The organism is Candidatus Methylacidiphilales bacterium (genome assembly GCA_033875315.1).
Lineage (GTDB): Bacteria > Verrucomicrobiota > Verrucomicrobiia > Methylacidiphilales > CAZTYG01 > JANRJG01.
Genome location: JANRJG010000022.1, coordinates 1 through 3,847 on the forward strand (window position 1 = coordinate 1; position 3,847 = coordinate 3,847).

2 protein-coding genes are annotated in these 3,847 nt (G+C 58.9%); one reads left to right on the top strand and one right to left on the bottom strand.

From position 1 onward, the window contains the following. Positions 1-350 precede the first annotated feature (350 nt). Positions 351-1,286 carry an AraC family transcriptional regulator gene (locus SFU85_07060; GenBank protein ID MDX6766533.1) on the bottom strand — a complete coding sequence of 312 codons (936 nt, stop codon included), beginning with the start codon at positions 1,284-1,286 and terminating at the stop codon, positions 351-353. A 104-nt stretch (positions 1,287-1,390) separates the two neighbouring features. Between SFU85_07060 and SFU85_07065 the strand changes: the two genes are divergently transcribed. Continuing rightward, positions 1,391-3,559 (top strand): beta-galactosidase, encoded by a 2,169-nt coding sequence (locus tag SFU85_07065; GenBank protein ID MDX6766534.1) that lies wholly within the window; start codon positions 1,391-1,393, stop codon positions 3,557-3,559. Positions 3,560-3,847 lie beyond the last annotated feature (288 nt).

The window sequence follows — 3,847 nt, forward strand, 5'->3', positions numbered from 1 at the left end:
ACGCGACCTTACGCGGGGGGTCAATAAGCCGTCCGGCGAGGCGCGAGAAGGGAGCAGGTATGAAATATACCCGTGACCGACGAGCAACGAAGCGGGGCGGCTTTTTGGCCCCAGCCCGGAGGGTGATGGCGGCACCTGCCCGCCCCCTTCGTCGTCCCTTCCTTGCGTATCTCGTCCAGATATGCGCGGTCACTCCTCCTCGGGCCCGGGCAGGTGGCACTCATCACGCGGGCCACGGGGGTTATCCGGATAGGCTCTTAGGTCGCGGAGTGTGCTATGAACACCCCAAAAACTTAGGGTCCGTCCCAGTTGGAAAATTGAGCCGCCTGGCAAGCTGCTTGATCTGAAGATTAAGCTCTCGGTCTGGATCCGTTGGATGCGCGCGCATGCTCGTTCCATAGGGTTCGGTGCATGGTCACGCCGGGCTGATAGTAATCACGGAAACGCCGGGGTTCTATTTTCCACCAGGACTTGAATGCGGCGCTGAATTGTTCCGGTGTGGGGAAATCCAATTCCCCGGCTACTTCCCGCACACGCATGCCCATAGTCAGCCGACGTGCCGCCCATTCCATGCGGAACTGGATGATGACTTGTTGGACGGGAAGGCCCAGATGTCGCTGAAACCACCGATTCAAGGTGCGCGGCGTGGTGCCCGCCACGCGGGCCACTTCAACCACGCTGGGGTGGTGTTGGAAATTCTGTCGGATATGTATCAGCGCCCGGTTGAAACCATCGAAAATGGGCTTCTGCAAAGAGTGCTGCTCCTCCTCAGGCAGACAGGTGGCTACCAGTTCCATCAGCATGGTACGGAGGTGCCCGCGGCGCACGGTCTCCCCCATGCAGGAGTGCCGCGTGCGCAGTCCCATGAGGAAGTCACGGGTTTCCCGCGGAGCTTCAGCACATAGCCTGTGTTTTTTCATGAATAAATCCCATAGCGCCGATTCTCCTCCTCCGGTGTCGCCTCCAGATGGGATGGGTTCGACATGAAAAAAATAGTAAATAATGAGAAGGTCGCGGGTTTTCCATGAACTGATCTCATGCCGGATTTCGGGTTCCGCCAGGAAAACATCGCCAGTCTTCAGGGAGTGGAGGGTGTCGCCATGGAGGAATTGTCCGGATCCCGAGATGACGTAGGAGATTTCGAAACAGTTGTGGCTGTGCAAGGAGTTGGCCGGGGGGTGGTCGAAGGTGGCAATACCCCCGGATTCGGCACGCCAAGACCAACCGCCGCTGACTTCCACCAATACCAGCGGCGGATCGTAGAGTGCGGCCAAAGATTGGGCCATGTCCGAGTTTAAAAGGTTTACGTCCGGTTTTCGCATTCTGCACCGCTGGGAGTCTGAATTAGACTAAGCAAAATATGACTGAGAAAACAATCCATAGTCGGGAGATGAATACAAAAAGTGATGGGGGGTGGCAGGCCGATTTTAACAGTCCGGAGCCCATTCGCTCCCCGTTGGGCTGTCAGATCTGGGTGGAGCCAGGGGATTCCCCCGAGCGAATCGATGACCTGGTTTTGGCGGCGCGCGACAGTGGATTGGGGAGCCTGCGCATTTTTCTTTTATGGACCTGGATCGAACGCCGGCGGGATGAGTTTGATTTTTCCTTGTATGATCCGGTTTTCGACGCGGCGGCCAAATATGGATTGGGCATCAAGGCAACCTTGACCGCCAATTCCGGGCCCTGGCACATCGGAACTCCGGGCGTCTTGCACAGTCATACGGGCTTCCTGGGGACAGACCAACGAGAACCGATGCGACGATATATCGAGAGGTGCGTCACACGCTATCGGAACCACCCGGCTTTGGCCCAATGGCTTCTTTGGAATGAACCCCATGGGGCCAACCGGGACCGGACGGAGGAGAATGCCCTCGGGTGGCGTGAATTCCTGCGCGAACGGTACCAAAGTGAGATCGAGAAGTTGAATCAACGTTGGCTCACGGGGTATTCCGGTTTTGAATCGGTTCCCTGGCCGGAGGACATCACGCATCCGGCCCATCGAAGTGGGGCCTGGTTGCCGTACCGTGCGGAACTGGACGAGGCGGATTACCGTTGTGTCCGTTTGGTCAATCAATTGCGTTGGATCGCAGCGGAAGTCAGGTGCCACGATCCGGTGACTGAACTCTGTCACAATCCGATCTTCAACATCGAAAACCAGGCAGGCGGCGCAACCGATCTTCCGGCATTGGCATCCGTTGTGGACCGGATGGGGGCGAGCTATCATCCGGTCTTTTGGCACAGCCAAGTCCGGCGTTTGGATTATGCCTCCATGATTGCGGTGGGAGTTCGGGCACTAGCCACGCAATCGGAGGGGAAACCCGTGGAATTGACCGAAGTCATGTCCGGAAACGCCGTCTACACCGGCACCCAACCGTTCGGAGTGACGGCCTCGGAAATTGTCCGGTTTTACCTCGGGGCCCTCGCGGCGGGAGCGTCCAGTGTCACCGGTTGGTGTCTGAATGCCCGGCACCGTGACAGTGAAGCCGGGGAGTTTGCCTTGTTGAATGACCAGGATGGCGCCTCGGATCGTAGTCGGGCTCTGGCTCGTTTGCGTGCGGTGCTGGCCGAGGTCCACAAGTCCACAGGAACCTGGAAGGCACACGAACCTGATGTTTTTCTACTGCTCTCCCGGAAGGCGCAGGCCATTGAAATGCTGGATGCCCGCGGGGGGGTGCAGCATCCGGGACAGACCGCACAGGAAAGTGCCCGTGGCCAGTGGCTGCTTTCCCAACGTTTGATGGAGATGGGCTGGGTCGCCACTCATGGATCTTTCGAACATGTTCCATCTCCTGGATCGGCCAAAAACAAAGTGGTGCTGGTGTCCCATGTCGTGGCCTGGGAGAAAGACCCAATAACTAAGCTTCTGGATTTTGCACAGGCCGGTGGAACGGTGGTTTTTGATGCGCTTTCGGGCCGAAAGGATCACGACTCCAGAATCCACCGTCCGTGGCCCGGTGCCCTGGCAGAAGCCACCGGGCTTTCCATGACCGGACTGGATTCAGTGAGCGGGGCGTACGAACTGACGCTCGATGGACAAACGGCGGGCCGTGGCGTGCTCACCCGGACCCAACCCGCAACTGTTCCCGGATCATCTTGGCGGGCTTGGGAGGACTGCCGATTCGCCTGCGACGGCAGTCCTGCGGTATTGGAGCGGACGTTCGGGCATGGGCGTATGGTACATGTGCGGTTTCCACTCGGACCATCCCTGTTGGCTCATCCGGATGAAGACCGGTTGATCCGCTGGATGATGCGGCAGTTGATTGTCCAACCGAGGCATCCGTTGGTGCCGGTACCCGGTATCCGAGGAATGGTCACGCTGCCGGTGGAATGTGAAGACGGAAACTTGGTGGTGGTTATGGCGCCAGACTCGAGGGAGCGCGGAGGAAAGACGCTCCGTTTGCGTGCGGCAGGAGCGGGGGTATGGAGGGATTTTTGGAGCGGAAAAGAAGTGACCGTCGATTCGTGGGGCGAACTGGCACTTGAGGCCCCCGAAGGAGTGGCCATCCTCTGGGGCGGTCGGAGCATGCACCGCTCTTTCCATCATACCCAACCTTTATGACTACGTCCAACAAGGTGGGTGTGGATGTTGCTTCTTCCCGGTCCTTTTCTTTCGAATGGTCCGGTCCGGCTAAGAGCCTATCCGGATAACCCGCGTGACCCGCGCTGTCGCGTGACCGCGTGGGAGCGGAACGCGACCTTACGCGGGGGATCAAAAAGCCGTCCGGCGAGGCGCGAGGAGGGAGCAGGTATGAAATATACCCGTGACCGACGAGCAACAAAGCGGGGCGGCTTTTTGGCCCCAGCCCAGAGGGTGATGGCGGCACCTGCCCACCCCCTTCGTCGTCTC

Bases quoted from the DNA above. Each gene is read 5' to 3' on its own strand.
- SFU85_07065 (MDX6766534.1), top strand. From the start codon at position 1,391: ATGAATACAAAAAGTGATGGGGGGTGGCAGGCCGATTTTAACAGTCCG.
- SFU85_07060 (MDX6766533.1), bottom strand. From the start codon at position 1,286: ATGGCCCAATCTTTGGCCGCACTCTACGATCCGCCGCTGGTATTGGTG.